The sequence below is a fragment of the Streptomyces sp. NPDC040410 genome, from assembly GCF_055595715.1.
Window position 1 is genome coordinate 304,964 of sequence record NZ_JBVIVK010000001.1, and the last position, 13,013, is coordinate 317,976.

12 protein-coding genes and 1 pseudogene are annotated in these 13,013 nt (G+C 72.9%); 3 read left to right on the plus strand and 10 right to left on the minus strand.

Going from position 1 to position 13,013, the window contains the following annotated elements; translation table 11 throughout:
- Positions 1 to 14: 14 nt before the first annotated feature.
- Genes ACZ562_RS01350 through tdh form a run of 3 tightly spaced genes read right to left on the minus strand, consistent with a single transcriptional unit; the run spans position 15 to position 3,222 of the window.
- Positions 15 to 917, minus strand: a complete 903-nt coding sequence (locus ACZ562_RS01350; RefSeq protein ID WP_471172848.1) for a LysR family transcriptional regulator — start codon at positions 915 to 917, stop codon at positions 15 to 17.
- 30 nt (positions 918 to 947) lie between these two features.
- Positions 948 to 2,141 (minus strand): glycine C-acetyltransferase, encoded by a 1,194-nt coding sequence (locus ACZ562_RS01355; RefSeq protein WP_471172850.1) that lies wholly within the window; start codon positions 2,139 to 2,141, stop codon positions 948 to 950.
- 52 nt (positions 2,142 to 2,193) lie between these two features.
- Positions 2,194 to 3,222, minus strand: coding sequence for an L-threonine 3-dehydrogenase (gene tdh, locus ACZ562_RS01360; RefSeq protein ID WP_471172852.1), 1,029 nt, complete (start codon positions 3,220 to 3,222; stop codon positions 2,194 to 2,196).
- Between the two features lie 836 nt (positions 3,223 to 4,058).
- Between tdh and ACZ562_RS01365 the strand changes: the two genes are divergently transcribed.
- Positions 4,059 to 4,655 carry a GOLPH3/VPS74 family protein gene (locus tag ACZ562_RS01365; RefSeq protein WP_471172855.1) on the plus strand — a complete coding sequence of 199 codons (597 nt, stop codon included), beginning with the start codon at positions 4,059 to 4,061 and terminating at the stop codon, positions 4,653 to 4,655.
- A gap of 45 nt (positions 4,656 to 4,700) precedes the next feature.
- Here ACZ562_RS01365 and ACZ562_RS01370 read toward each other — a convergent pair whose 3' ends face one another.
- The 6 genes from ACZ562_RS01370 to ACZ562_RS01395 form a co-directional block, all read right to left on the minus strand.
- Positions 4,701 to 5,276: a GAF domain-containing protein gene (locus ACZ562_RS01370; protein ID WP_471172858.1), complete on the minus strand. Its 576-nt coding sequence runs from the start codon at positions 5,274 to 5,276 to the stop codon at positions 4,701 to 4,703.
- A gap of 61 nt (positions 5,277 to 5,337) precedes the next feature.
- Positions 5,338 to 5,937, minus strand: a complete 600-nt coding sequence (locus ACZ562_RS01375) for a GTP-binding protein (protein WP_471172861.1) — start codon at positions 5,935 to 5,937, stop codon at positions 5,338 to 5,340.
- A complete protein-coding gene (locus tag ACZ562_RS01380; protein ID WP_471173940.1) occupies positions 5,915 to 6,286 on the minus strand; it encodes a DUF742 domain-containing protein in 372 nt (123 codons plus the stop codon). Before ACZ562_RS01380 ends, ACZ562_RS01375 begins: the two co-directional genes overlap by 23 nt.
- Before the next feature lie 2 nt (positions 6,287 to 6,288).
- A complete protein-coding gene (locus tag ACZ562_RS01385; protein WP_471172864.1) occupies positions 6,289 to 6,723 on the minus strand; it encodes a roadblock/LC7 domain-containing protein in 435 nt (144 codons plus the stop codon).
- Between the two features lie 68 nt (positions 6,724 to 6,791).
- Positions 6,792 to 8,990, minus strand: coding sequence for a sensor histidine kinase (locus ACZ562_RS01390; protein WP_471172867.1), 2,199 nt, complete (start codon positions 8,988 to 8,990; stop codon positions 6,792 to 6,794).
- 488 nt (positions 8,991 to 9,478) lie between these two features.
- Positions 9,479 to 10,657 (minus strand): MBL fold metallo-hydrolase, encoded by a 1,179-nt coding sequence (locus ACZ562_RS01395; protein WP_471172870.1) that lies wholly within the window; start codon positions 10,655 to 10,657, stop codon positions 9,479 to 9,481.
- A gap of 194 nt (positions 10,658 to 10,851) precedes the next feature.
- On the opposite strand from ACZ562_RS01395, the pseudogene ACZ562_RS01400 reads away from it, so the two are divergent.
- Together ACZ562_RS01400 and ACZ562_RS01405 are read left to right on the plus strand one after the other, a co-directional pair.
- Positions 10,852 to 11,006: pseudogene (locus ACZ562_RS01400) on the plus strand (glutamate dehydrogenase); the annotation flags it as partial.
- Positions 11,007 to 11,119: 113 nt separating this feature from the next.
- Positions 11,120 to 11,740, plus strand: coding sequence for a TetR/AcrR family transcriptional regulator (locus tag ACZ562_RS01405; protein ID WP_471172874.1), 621 nt, complete (start codon positions 11,120 to 11,122; stop codon positions 11,738 to 11,740).
- Positions 11,741 to 12,149: 409 nt separating this feature from the next.
- On the opposite strand, the gene ACZ562_RS01410 is transcribed toward ACZ562_RS01405, so the two are convergent.
- Positions 12,150 to 12,935 carry an SGNH/GDSL hydrolase family protein gene (locus ACZ562_RS01410; RefSeq protein WP_471173942.1) on the minus strand — a complete coding sequence of 262 codons (786 nt, stop codon included), beginning with the start codon at positions 12,933 to 12,935 and terminating at the stop codon, positions 12,150 to 12,152.
- Positions 12,936 to 13,013 lie beyond the last annotated feature (78 nt).

The following is a 13,013-nucleotide window of genomic DNA, read 5'->3' on the forward strand; positions in this document are numbered from 1 at the left end:
TTGTTACGGGAGGCTCACGCCCGCGCGGCCTCTCCCAGCGCCTCCAGCACGGGACGGATCAGCGGATGCTCCTCGGCCCCCCGCCGTACGGCGGCGAACACCCGGCGGGTCGGCGCCACACCGTCGACCGGACGCACGACCACCCCCGCGAGGTCCATGCCGCGCAGCGCCGAGCGGGGCACCAGTGCCACTCCCGCGTCGGCGGACGCCAGTGCCACGACCGCGCGGAAGTCGTCCGAACTGTGCTCCATACGCGGCTGGAAGCCGGCGGCCTCGCAGGCCAGGACGACCACGTCATGACAGGGGTTGCCCGGGTAGGGGCCGATCCAGGAGTCCTTGGCCAGCTCGGCCAACGGCACGTCGCTCGCGCCGGCCAATCGGTGGCTCACCGGGACCACCGCGTCGAAGGGCTCGGCGTACAGCGGCAAGTGGCTCAGCCGCGGGTCGTCGGCCGGCGGGGCCCCGCGGTACTCGACGGCGACGGCGACGTCGACCTGCCGGTCGAGGACCATCGGCAGACTGGCGTCGCCCTCGGCGTCCTGGACGCGGATGCGGATGCCGGGCGCCGACACGGCGAGGCGGGCCACCGCGGGCGCGACGACCAGGGCGATACCGGTCGCGAAGGAGGCGACCGTGACCGTGCCGGCCGCGCCCGAGCCGTACGCGGCCAGTTCCGCCTCCGCCCGCTCCAGCTGGGCGAGGACCGCGTTGGTGTGGCTGAGCAGGATCTCGCCGGCCGGGGTCAGCCGGACGCCCTTCGCGCCGCGCTCGACCAGACGGTGGCCGGTCTCCTGCTCCAGCGCGGTGAGCTGCTGGGACACCGCCGACGGCGTGAGGTACAGCGCGGCGGCAGCCGCCGTCACCGTACGGTGGTCGGCCACCGCACGGAGGATGTGGAGCCGCCGCGCTTCGATCATGGATCGATTATCGCAATATGTCGGGGCAGCTCAGCCTTCGAGCTCGGCGCGGGCCGCGACGAAGGCGTCCACGGCCCGGTCGACGTCGTCCGTGGAGTGCGCGGCGGACAGCTGCACGCGGATGCGGGCCCGGCCCTGCGGCACGACCGGGTAGGAGAAGCCGATCACGTACACGCCTCGCTCCAGGAGCAGCTCGGCCAGGCGGCCCGCCTTTGCCGCGTCGCCGATCATCACCGGCGCGATGGCGTGGTCGCCGGCCAGGACGTCGAAGCCCTCCTCCGTCATGCGACGGCGGAACAGGGCCGTGTTCTCGGCCAGACGGACGCGCAGGTCGTCCGCCGACTCCAGCAGGTCGAGCACCTTCAGCGAGGCCGCAGCGATCACGGGGGCGAGGGTGTTCGAGAAGAGGTAGGGGCGGGAGCGCTGGCGCAGCAGGGCGACGATCTCCGCGCGGGCGGCGACGTAGCCGCCGGAGGCGCCGCCGAGCGCCTTGCCGAGGGTGCCGGTGATGATGTCCACGCGGTCCATGACGCCGTGCAGCTCGGGGGTGCCGCGCCCGCCGGGGCCGACGAAGCCGACGGCGTGCGAGTCGTCGACCATGACCATGGCGTCGTAACGGTCGGCGAGGTCGCAGATCTCGCGGAGGGGTGCGACATAGCCGTCCATGGAGAAGACGCCGTCGGTGACGATCAGACGGCGCCGCGCGTCGGACGCCTCTTTCAACCTCGCCTCCAGATCCGCCAGATCGCGGTTGGCGTACCGGAAGCGGCGGGCCTTCGACAGGCGGATGCCGTCGATGATCGACGCGTGGTTCAACGCGTCGGAGATCACCGCGTCCTCCTCGCCGAGCAGCGTCTCGAAGACACCGCCGTTGGCGTCGAAGCAGGAGGAGTAGAGGATCGTGTCCTCCTGGCCGAGGAAGGCGGACAGGCGTGACTCCAGTTGCTTGTGCACCTCCTGCGTGCCGCAGATGAAGCGGACGGACGCCATGCCGTAGCCCCAGCGGTCCAGGGCCGCGTGGGCGGCGGCGACGACCTCGGGGTGGTCGGCGAGGCCGAGGTAGTTGTTGGCGCAGAAATTGAGCACCTCGCCGGCACGGCCGCCCGCGGTGACCTGCACGGTCGCGGACTGTGGCGTGCCGATCACACGCTCGGGCTTGTGCAGGCCGGCGGCACGGATCTCGTCGAGGGTGGCGCGGAGGTCGTCGCGCACGGAGTCGAACATCGGAAAGCTCCTAAAAGTGCTTGCGCGGAAAGGGAGTTACGCGGTTCACGGCCTACGCGCTCCAGTCCAGGACGACCTTGCCGCCGCGGCCGCTCGCCGCGTCGGCGAACGCCGCCTCGAAGTCGCGGTAACCGTACCGGCCGGTGATCACGGGGGCGAGGTCGAGGCCGCCCTCCAGAAGCACGGACATCGCGTACCAGGTTTCGAACATCTCCCGCCCGTAGATGCCCTTGACGGTGATCATCGAGGTGACGATCCGAGCCCAGTCGACGGAGAACTCCTCGGCCGGCAGGCCGAGCATCGCGATCCGGCCGCCGTGGGTCATGTTGGCGATCATGTCGCGCATCGCCTCCGGACGGCCGGACATCTCCAGGCCGATGTCGAAGCCCTCGCGCAGCCCCAGCTCCCGCTGTCCGTCGGCGATCGTGGCGTCCGAGACGTTCAGCGCCAGGCTCACACCGATCTTCCGGGCCAGCTCCAGCCGTTCCTCGCTCACATCCGTGACGACGACGTTCCGGGCACCCGCGTGCCGGGCGACGGCCGCCGCCATCAGGCCGATCGGGCCGGCACCGGTGATCAGGACGTCCTCGCCCACCAGCGGGAACGACAGCGCGGTGTGCACCGCGTTGCCGAACGGGTCGAAGATCGCCGCCACGTCGAGATCCACGGGAACCCGGTGCACCCACACGTTGGACGCGGGCAGCGCCACGTACTCGGCGAACGCGCCGTCCCGGCCGACGCCGAGTCCGACCGTGGCCCGGCACAGGTGCCGGCGGCCGGCCTGGCAGTTGCGGCACTTGCCGCACACCAGGTGGCCCTCGCCGCTGACCCGGTCGCCCGCCTTGATGTCGGTGACGTCCCGGCCGGTCTCCACGACCTCGCCGACGAACTCGTGCCCGAGCACGAGCGGGGTGCGGATCGCCCGCTGCGCCCAGCCGTCCCAGGACCGGATGTGCAGATCGGTGCCGCAGATACCGGTCCGCAACACCTTGATCAGCACGTCGCCGGGTCCGACGGCGGGTTCCGGGACGTCCGCGAGCCACAGCCCGGGCTCGGCCTTCTCCTTGACCAGCGCCTTCAACGCTACGGCTCCTGTGGGTGAGGTCCCGGGTCCGGGCATGCCGAAGAAGCCCGTTCCGGGGAGAGGGGTGGGATCGCGTAGCAATCTGCCGTACCGGCGGCACCCCGGTCCATCGAGGATTTCTTAAGCGGCGCCACAGCTTTGCTTCACACCCGCCCCCGGCTCGATGCAGGCGGTCAGCTCCGGGTCCGGCGGCGGCACTTCTCGTACGACTCCTGCCGCGCGCGGCGACCGGGTCGCCCCGCACCCGGCCCCTTGGGTGTGCCGCCCGCGCGGCACCGTGCCCCCTCCCCCCGGCGGTCGGTCGAGGCGGGACCCGGCGCGGGCGTGGCACCGGCCGGGGCGAAGGACACCTAGCGACGGTCGCGGTCGAACCGCCGGACACCCAGGTCGCGTTCGAGCGCCCTTGAGCTGCCGGGAGAGCGAGGGTCCGGCGATGAGGAGCCGCTCGGGGGCCCGGCCGGAGTTCGGTTCCCCGGCGACCGCGCCGAAGTACCGCAGTCGGCGCAGCTCCACGTCGGGCCCTGCCCGGCGGGCCGGGAGGCTGCGCGTGTCCGTCGGCCGGACACCGGGTGCGCCGTCGCCCCGACGCTCCGCCACAGATGCCACCGTGCCCTGGTACCAGCCGCCGTCGTGATCCTCGGCGGGCCGGGGCCGCCGCCGTGGTGCGGATCTGCCTCCCGCACGAGATGGTGGTCGTACGACACTCGCCCCTCGAACACTCGCCCTCTGGACGGCGACGCGTCACCAGGGACAACGCCCGTTCCGTAAGTCCGGACCGGGGAGCCACTGCCCGACGAAGCCGCCCGAAGCCGGCACACCGACGCGGAGCCCCGATGACCACAGCACGGGATCTGATGATCGTCGCCATGGACGTGGAACCCGGCCGACCTGTGGAGCCGGGCGATCTGTCCCTCGCCCTCGCGGGGGCCGAACTGATCGACCTCTTGGAGGCCGAAGCCGTCGCCCTGGACGGTGACCGCATCGTGCCCGGCCCGCAACCGGCAACGGACGACCGCCTGTTGGACCGGGCGGCGTCGTCCCTCGTCCGGCAGAAGCCGTACGAGACGGTCGAGGACTGGCTGTGGCGCCGAGGCCGCGGCCTGTACTCGGCGCATCTCGCCGGCCTGGAAGAGGACGGCCTGATCACGCGGTCGCGGGGCCGCTGGATTCCGGTCCCGACCGGCCGGACGACACTCGCCGACTCGCCGGCCCGTCGGCAGGCCGAGGAACGCCGGGCAGCGGGTGAGCCCGTCCTCGCCGCCCTGGCTGCCGCCGCCGGGATCCGTGACGAGCCGACGGACGGCCCCGCGGACGACGCGCTCGTGAGCGTGCTGGCGGCTGTCGGCGACGCGGTGACGGAGCTGGAAGCCGTGCGGCAGCGGCGAAAGGTCGAGGACGCGGCCTTCGACAACGTCTGGCGAGGCCTGTGACGAAGCACGGGCGCCACGGCGACGGCGGACGCGGCGGCAGGGGACTCACAGCGGGAAGCCGTCGTCCTCCCGCCGCTCCAGCCGCGCCGCGAGGTCCGCGGCCGTCGACTTGATGGCCTCCAGACCCATCTTCCCCCAGGGGCGCGGCTGGATGTCGGCGACGCTCACGGTGCCCAGGACCATCCCTGTGGTGTCGATGAGGGGAGCGCCGAGGTAGGAGCGGATGCCGTACTCGTCGACGACCGGGTTGCCGGCGAACCTCGGGTAGTCGCAGACGTCCTCCAGCACCAGCGCCTTGCGCCGGACCACCACATGGGGGCAGAACCCGTGGTCGCGGGGCATGAAGCGGCCGACCTCGGGCCTGGTGCCGTCGCTCTTCACGACCAGACCGGCGGGCGGGGTGTGCAGGCCCGCGAAGAACTGTCCGTTCTCGTCGATGAAGTTGACCATGGCGTACGGCGTGCGGGTGGCCTCGGCGAGGCGGTCCGTGAAGGCGTCCAGGGCGGGTTCGGGGTGCTGCCCCAGACCCAGCCGGCGCAGTCGCAGGGCCCGGGCGGGGGCCTCCTTGTCCTCCGGCGTGAGCAGCAGACGGCCGGCCGGGCGCGACGGGTCGTACCTCATGGGCGGGCTCCGTCGCTGTGGACGTACCTCATACAGGGGCTCCGTGGCGGGTGTTCGGGGGTCACATGTGGGCGCCGTGGCTCGGCGCGTGCGCCGGGGCGTGGGCGATGAGGTGCCGGACGAGGGTGAGCAGGGTCTGGACGCCGGAGCTGGAGATCCGGGCGTCGCAGCGGATGACGGGGATCACCGGGTCGAGGTCGATGGCGGCGCGGACCTCCTCGGGGTCGTAGCGGTACGAGCCGTCGAACTCGTTGATCGCGACGATGAACCCCAGGCCGCGCTGCTCGAAGAAGTCGACGGCTGCGAAGCACTCCTCCAGGCGCCGGGTGTCGGCGAGGATGACCGCGCCGAGCGCGCCCTCGGAGAGCTCGTCCCACATGAACCAGAACCGCTCCTGTCCGGGCGTTCCGAACAGGTACAGGACGTGTTCCGGGTCGAGGGTTATGCGGCCGAAGTCCATGGCCACCGTCGTCTCGACCTTGTTCTCGATGCCGTCGAGGTTGTCGGTCGCGGCGCTGACCGTGGTGAGCAGCTCCTCGGTGCTGAGCGGCGCGATCTCGCTGACCGCGCCCACGAAGGTGGTCTTGCCTACTCCGAAACCTCCCGCCACGAGGATCTTGAGCGCGGTGGGGAAGGCATCAGAGCTGTCGTCGTAGTCCATCGAGCACTGCCTCCAGAAGGGCCCGGTCAGTCGGGTTGTGGTGGAACTCGGGGGGCTTGGTGGTCAGCGCCCCGCCGTCGAGGAGGTCCGACAGCAGCACCTTGGTGACCACCGCCGGCAGCTTGAGATGAGCGGCGACCTCGGCGACCGAGACGGGCGCCCGGCACAGGTCGAGCACCTGTGTGTGCTCGGGGCCCAGGTAGCCGAGGGGCGTGGCGCCGGTGGCCATCACGTGCGACAGGAGGTCGAGCGCGATGCTGGGCCGGGTGCGGCCGTTGCTGACCGTGAAGGGGCGCACCAGCCGTCCGGCCGCGTCGTCGAGCCAGGGCCCGTCGCCGGCCGCCGCCACGCTCAAGGCCTCATCGCCGGCGGTTCGACGGCGTGCTGGCGGGGCGCGGTCGACAGGTAGGGGCGGACGCTCTTGACCAGCATCGCCATCTCGTAGCCGAGCACCGCCGCGTCGGCCTCGCGGCCGGCGAGCACCGCGAGACAGGTGCCGGAGCCGGCGGTGGTCACGAACAGCAGGGTCGAGTCGAGTTCGACGACGACCTGACGGACGTCCCCGCCGTCGCCGAAGCGGACGCCGGCGCTGCGGCCGAGGGAATAGAGGCCGGAGGCCAGGGCCGCCATGTGGTCGGCGCTGTCCGGGTCGAGGCCGTGGACCGACTTCACGAGTCCGTCGCAGGACAGGAGTACCGCGCTGGTGGTGTGCGGTACGCGCTGCACGAGGCCGCTCATCAGCCAGTCGAGATCGGATACGTGGCCGGTCGGCGCATCGCTCGCCATGGTGGATCGACTCCTTGAGGTACGAAGGTCTGCGGGAGCGCTGGGGGTGGGGGTGGTGGCGGGGGCGGTCATCCGGCCGGCGCGCTCCCGTCGTGCCGGGTGGGGTGGTCGAACCGGTCGAGGGCGGGCGCGGACCCGCTGTCCCGCGCACCGCGCGCTGCCTCGCTCCTGCGAGGGGCCGCGGGCGACGCGTCCATGGGTGGTGCCTCCATGGCACGCGGCCGGGTGACGGGTCTCGCGTCTGTGTGGAGAGCCTCCAGGGCCGACGGCAGGGTCATTGACGTCGGCTCCATGGGGGCGGACACCATGTGGCCCGCCTCCGTGTGTGCGGACTCCGTCTGCACGGACGCCGACGCGGTCGGTGGAGTCGGTTCGGTGTACGTCGACTCCGCGTGCTGCTGGGCCTCGGCGAGGCCGATGCCGCGCTGGAAGGCGGCCATCAGCCCCGGGTCGTGACCGGCCACGTGCTCGGTGTCCTGACGGGGCGCCGGGCCACCGCGCAGCTGGGGCACGATGTGTTCCTGGGCACGGCGCCGGGGCAGCTGCGGCTTGCCCATGGTGCCGCGTACGGCACCTGGGCGGGGGGTGGGCGGCGCGGCCGTGTTGTCCGCGACGAGCCGCCGTTCGTCGGGCCGGATGCCGGGCGGGGCGTCCGCCGGGTGGGGCCGTTCGTCCTGGGCCCCGCGCCGGGGCAGGGGAGCCGGCCCGCTCCCGTCGGCCGCCGGCACAGCGGGCCGCGCGGTCTCCGGCTGCCGCGGGAGCGGTCGCCGGTCACCGGGCGCCGTGGCCTCCTGGTGCCGCGGACGCGGGTCGACGGCCGGACGTGCTGACGGGACACGCTGCCCCGCCTCCGGACCGGGCTGCGGATGCTGCCGCGGCGGCGGTACGGAGGGTCCCGGCGGTACGGATACGGTTCCGGGGGCGCCCGGAACGCCCCGACCGTGTCCGTGTCCCTGCCCTTGCCAGTGCGGTACGGCGGCACCGGGTGCCCCGGGCACTCCCGCCACCCCCGGCGTCTCCTGCGCCGGCGGCCCGGCCGCGGTCCCGGCGGCACCCGGAACCGGGCCCAACAGCTCCTGCGGAACGACGAGTACGGCCTGCACCCCGCCGTAGATGTTGGTCTGCAGGCGGACGTGGATGCCGTGCCGCTTGGCGAGCTGGGAGACCACGAACAGGCCGATCCGGCCGTCGGCCAGCAGGCTGGCGACGTTGACCTGGTCGGGGTCGGCGAGCAGGGCGTTCATCCTGTTCTGCTCGGCGACGGGCATGCCGAGTCCGCGGTCCTCGACCTCGACGGCGAGTCCCGAGGTGACGAGGTTGGCGCGCAGCAGGACCTGGGTGTGCGGGGCGGAGAACACCGTGGCGTTCTCGACGAGTTCGGCCAGCAGGTGGATGACGTCGGCGACGGCGTGGCCGCGCAGGGTGCCGTCGATCGGCGGGACGAGCTTGACCCGTGAGTACTGCTCGACCTCGGCGATGGCGGAGCGCAGCACCTCGGTCATGTCGACCGGGTTGCTCCACTGCCGGCGGGAGACTGCGCCGCCGAGCACGGCGAGGTTCTCGGCGTGGCGCCGGATGCGGGTGGCCAGGTGGTCGACGTGGAAGAGGCCCTTGAGGAGGTCGGGGTCCTCCATCTCGTTCTCCAGCTCGTCGAGGACCGAGATCTCTCGGTGCACCAGCGACTGCAGGCGCCGGGCGAGATTGAGGAAGACCTCGAGCTTCTGCTCGCTGCCCGCCTGGCTGGAGAGCTGTGCGGCCTGGACGACGGCGGTGACGGCGCCGTCGTGCGCGCGGGCCAGGTCGGCGGCGAGCAGTTCGAAGTCGTCGGCGTCCTCGGGCGGACCGCTGCGGGGCTTCCGCTTGGGCGGGCCCTCGCCCCGGCGCAACGCCTCGACCAGGGCCCGCAGCTCGGCCTCGCCGCGCGCGCTGCTGCGGCGCAGTGCGCCGATGCGGTCGCGTACGCAGGCGGCGGTACGGTTCGCGGCCACGGCGGCGATCAGGATGCCCGCGAGGGCCACGGAGACCGCGCCGGCGAGTACGCCCCACAGGGTGAGACCGGGGCGCGCCCCGGTGGAGCGGACGGTGAACAGGACGGCCGCGCAGGCGCTGAGGGCGACCGCGACGGGGGGAAGCACGGCGAGACGCAGCAGTTGGGGCCGTATGTGGGCCTCGGGCAGCACGGGTGCGGTGCGGGCGGCCGGCGGCCGGCCGTGCCGTCCGCCCTCTCGGCGGTCTGCACGGGCGGCCGGGGCGCGGAGGTGAGACATCGGCGTCCTCGTACTGGTCCGTCGGTCGTGGGCATGGGCTCGCGCGGTCTGCGCGTCTCGGGCATGCGCCATCGCTGTGCCGGTCGGCAGAGCCGATGAATTCGTCCCTGCGTCGCCCGACGGACACTCACAGTAGTCGGCAACGCATCAGGTGCGGTGGGCAGTTGGCAAAGTCCCGCCCACAGCGTCCTGCTCTGGTATGAGGCCTCGTACGACAGACCGATAAACCCCGGCGACCTCGCGTCCACGACACGGCAGGGACTGATCGCACCTGCTCAGAAGCGGTCGCGAACAGACGGCGGGGTCGGGCCGCTCACACCCCCGCCCCCCTTCGACAGCCGCTCCTCAGCCTGCGCCCGGCCCACGCCCACGGCCGCCGGGGCTCTCGCGCCCACGGAGCCTCGCCCCGAGATCATCACCGGCCGTATCCGGCCGACGGTCACCGGAGACGGCGGTGCGGGGCCGAATCGAGCCGTGCGCCGGGCCGCCTACTCCCCCACGAGGGTCTGTTCCGGACCGGACGCCACCGGCGGCCACGTCGGCCAGCCCCCGGCGGGCGGCCGTGCGACGGCGCGCCACCACGGCGTCGCGGACGGAGCGTCGCCCGGCTCGAACGGCTCGCCGCACCGTGGTGCCGCCATCGTCACCCCGGCCTTGTGCGCCGCCCGCATCGTCCACTCCCCGGGTTCCGCCCACGGATGCGGCGCCAGGTTGAAGGTCCCCCAGTGGATCGGCAGCAGGACGCCCACGGCCGGATCTCCGCCCTGCAGGTCGAGGTGCGCGCGGACCCCCTTGTCCGGGGTCATGTGGATGTCGGGCCAGAAGTCCGAGTAGGCGCCGATCTGGATCATCGTGGCGTCGAACGGGCCGTGCGCGGCGCCGATGTCCTGGAAGCCCTCGAAGTACCCGGTGTCTCCGCTGTGGTAGATCCGGTGCTCCGCTCCGGCGACGACCCAGGAGGCCCAGAGCGTGTGCTGGGTGTTGCGCAGGCCGCGGCCGCAGAAGTGGCGGGCCGGTGTGGCGGTCAGGGTGAGTCCGCCGGCCTTCGTCGTCTCGTGCCAGTCCAGTTCGCGCAGCCGGCCGGCCGACACGCCCCAGTGCTCCAGATGGGCGCCGACGCCGAGCGGCACGGCGAACACGGTGTCCGTGCCGGCCAGCGCCTTGATCGTCGGCATGTCGAGGTGGTCGTAGTGGTCGTGCGAGATGACGACGACGTCTACGGGGCCGAGAGCGGCCAGCGGCAGGGGCACCGGATGCAGTCGCCGGGGTCCGGCGAAGGGGAAGGGGGAGCAGCGCTCGCCCCAGACGGGGTCGAACAGCACCCGCTGTCCGTCTATCTCCGCGAGCACGCTGGAGTGGCCCATCCAGGTCAGCCGCAGTCCGGTGGCGGGCGGCCGCGCGATGTCGGCGAGCGTGGTTCCGTGCACGGGGATGGTGCCGCTGGGGGCGCGGCGGAACCGGGAGTCCTTGTCGAAGAAGACCTTCGCGAAGGACGGCGCCGAGCCGGAGGGCCGGGTCCGGGCCGTGCCTCCGGGGTTCTGGAAGACGCCGTCCTTGAAGTGGGGGGATCTGCGGATGCGTGCCATGCGCTCACCACTGGGGTCCACACCGAAGGCCGCGGGCTGCAGCGCGCGGAGCCGGGAGCTGAGGGAACGGAAACCGGCCACGGTACCTCCAGATGGAGTCGGTGAGACATTCCATTATGGTCGGCCGATCCGACAGCACGGGGCCGGACCGATCTCGGCCGGTCCGCCCGGGGCGCCGACGGTGCTCACCTCGCCGCGTCGACAGGCCGTGACGCCGGTTCGGACACTGACTCACGATTCAGTAACCGGCTCTGATCGCCCCCCGAGGAGACCGCGTGTCCACCCCTTTGATGTCGCTCACCTGGACCGACCACCTCTCCGGCCGCAGGGCTTCCTGGTCGTCGACCGGCTGGTGCGCGGTGTGTCCAGCGGCGGGCTGCGCATGCGCCGGGGCTGCACCCTGGACGAGGTCGCCGGTACCGGTGACGGCGCCGTCCCGGCACGGCCCCGCCCCGGGACCTCCTGGCGGCCCCGCCCGCGGGCTGCCGAGATGCGGACGTCGGCGCACGTCACAGCCGGGAAAGGGCTGTGTAGGGTGACGCCGTGACGAGAGTGCGGTTGAGCGTGGCTGAGCGGCGGGAGGAACTGCTGCGGGCCGCCGTCGAGCAGATCGAGGCGCGAGGCGTGGCGGCGGTCCGGATCGCCGACGTGGCCTCGGTGCTCGGCGTGAGCAGCGCGCTGGTGCTCTATCACTTCTCGACCAAGGAGAAGCTGGTCGCCGCCGCGTTCACCCATGCGGCCGAGGACGACCTCGCGCAGCTGCGCAAGCTTCTCGGCAAGCGCACCACCGCGCTGCGCCGGCTGCGGTCGGCCGTACGCTGGTACGCCCCCGCCGGCCAGGCCAAGGGCTGGCGGCTGTGGATCGAGGGCTGGGCGGTGGCCCTGCGCGAGCCCGTGCTGCGGGAGGTCATCCGTGACCTCGACCGGCAGTGGAAGGCGGCCCTGACCGAGGTCGTCGCGGAGGGGGTGGCCGCGGGCGAGTTCCAGTGCCCCGACCCGACGGGCGCGGCCCTGCGCCTGACCGCCCTGCTCGACGGGCTCGCCGTACAGATGACGACCTACGCGGGCACGGTTTCACGTACCCGGGCACTGACGTGGGTGGACGAGGCACTCGCCCGCGAACTGGGCCTGGCACGGGAGGCGTTGACGGCAGCGGCCCGGTGAGCCGCCACCCGCCTCTGCCCCGCCTCAAATGATCGTCCTCCCGGGTCACTTGACGACCCGTGGCACGGCGCTCGGCACGACTGCCGTGGACACCGGATCGCCCGACGGCGCCCCGGCCGCTCCGGTGCCCGGGAGCACGCCGGGGGAGGTCGCGCTGACCGGCATCGCCGGCGTTGCGGCCGCGGGCGCGCCGTCGAGCAACACGGCGCCGGCTCGACCGGGCCGATCAACACGGCGGGCCCGTCGACGGACTCGTCCGGGCGCGGCCGGCTTCGCACCGCGGCGGGCGGCGGAGCCGCTCGGCCGGGCCCTCGCCTCCGGCCGGAACACCCCCCCGCTCCTGCCCCTGCCGGTGCTCGTGGAACCCGCCACGACGGACGCGGTCCGGCGGACGGGAGGGCCCCGGCCCTCACGCCACCGAGTCGATCCGCATCTTGATGTCGTCCGGCGACAACGCCCCCTTGGCCGTCACATGGTCCCCCGACGACTCCCCGCGCAGCCGGCGTCCGATCCACGGAACCAGGTACTCGCGCGCCCAGTGGACGTCGTCCCGCCGGACGTCGAGGGTGCCGCGCGGCGGGAGGGGCGGCCACGGCTGGTCCGGGTCGGCCGGGACCTCCAGGCCGAGGACCTGACCCGCGCGCAGCGCCACCCGCGTGTGGCCCTCGGGCGACAGATGGAGCCGGTCGTCGTCCCAGGCCCGGCGGTCCTGGATGGTCTTCAGGGACCACAGGTCGAGCACCGGGCAGCCGTACCGGTCGGCGATGGCCCGCACATGACCGTTGTAGGTGGCGATCTTGCCGCGCAGGTGCTTGAGAACGGGTACGCCACGGGTGTCGAAGCCGGTGGTCACCATGACGGTGCCACAGACCTCGGTGAGCCGGGCGATCGCCCGCTCGAAGCGCTCGGCGACCTCGTCGGGGTCGGTGCCGGGCCGGATGATGTCGTTGCCGCCGGCAGAGAACGACACCAGGTCCGGGGCCAGTTCGACGGCCTGCGGAAGCTGGTCCTCGACTATCTGGTCGAGGAGTTTGCCGCGCACCGCGAGGTTCGCGTATCTGAAGTCGCCCTCGGGCCGCCGGTCCGCGAGCAGTACCGCGAACCGGTCGGCCCAGCCGACGAACGCCCCGTCGGGGCCGGGGTCGCCGACGCCCTCGGTGAAGCTGTCCCCCACCGACACGTACGACCCGATCACTGATCTGCTGTCACTCTTCGAATCGTCTGCCACATCGGCCCATGATTCACCTTCGGTTGTGACCTACGCGATCGTAGG

Bases quoted from the DNA above. Each gene is read 5' to 3' on its own strand.
- ACZ562_RS01350 (WP_471172848.1), bottom strand. From the start codon at position 917: ATGATCGAAGCGCGGCGGCTCCACATCCTCCGTGCGGTGGCCGACCAC.
- ACZ562_RS01355 (WP_471172850.1), bottom strand. From the start codon at position 2,141: ATGTTCGACTCCGTGCGCGACGACCTCCGCGCCACCCTCGACGAGATC.
- ACZ562_RS01365 (WP_471172855.1), top strand. From the start codon at position 4,059: ATGACCACAGCACGGGATCTGATGATCGTCGCCATGGACGTGGAACCC.
- ACZ562_RS01370 (WP_471172858.1), bottom strand. From the start codon at position 5,276: ATGAGGTACGACCCGTCGCGCCCGGCCGGCCGTCTGCTGCTCACGCCG.
- ACZ562_RS01375 (WP_471172861.1), bottom strand. From the start codon at position 5,937: ATGGACTACGACGACAGCTCTGATGCCTTCCCCACCGCGCTCAAGATC.
- ACZ562_RS01385 (WP_471172864.1), bottom strand. From the start codon at position 6,723: ATGGCGAGCGATGCGCCGACCGGCCACGTATCCGATCTCGACTGGCTG.
- ACZ562_RS01390 (WP_471172867.1), bottom strand. From the start codon at position 8,990: ATGTCTCACCTCCGCGCCCCGGCCGCCCGTGCAGACCGCCGAGAGGGC.